The following is a 337-nucleotide window of genomic DNA, read 5'->3' as shown; positions in this document are numbered from 1 at the left end:
GCCTCTTCCGCCTCGATCATCCGGCCCGTCAATGTGAGGTCGATGGTGCGGGCGAGACCGAGATGCTCGCGCATGATCCAGTTGCCGGTGACCGTCGGAATGCCGGAATTGATCTCCGGCTGTCCCATTTTGACGCCCGGATGCGCAACGCGCAGATCGCACAGAAGAGCCACCTGGAAAGCCGATCCGGCGGCCAGGCCATTGAGCGCTGCGATGATCGGCTTCGAGCCGAGGCGGAAGCGATTGTAGAGCGCCTTCCATTCGCCCATCCAGGTTTCGGCGCGGTCCGCGTCGAAGGTCTTGCTTTCGCTCAGATCCTGCCCCGCCCCGAAGGCAC

The 337-nt window shown here is 63.8% G+C and carries 1 protein-coding gene; it reads right to left on the bottom strand.

Annotated features, from left to right (window positions below; all coding sequences use genetic code 11):
- Positions 1 to 337: enoyl-CoA hydratase/isomerase family protein (locus CH341_RS32050; RefSeq protein WP_146604743.1), on the bottom strand; the 337-nt coding region annotated here is incomplete at both ends.

The organism is Rhodoplanes roseus (assembly GCF_003258865.1).
GTDB lineage: Bacteria > Pseudomonadota > Alphaproteobacteria > Rhizobiales > Xanthobacteraceae > Rhodoplanes > Rhodoplanes roseus.
The sequence above is the reverse complement of the archived record's forward strand: the minus strand, read 5'-3'. Positions and strand labels throughout refer to the sequence as shown.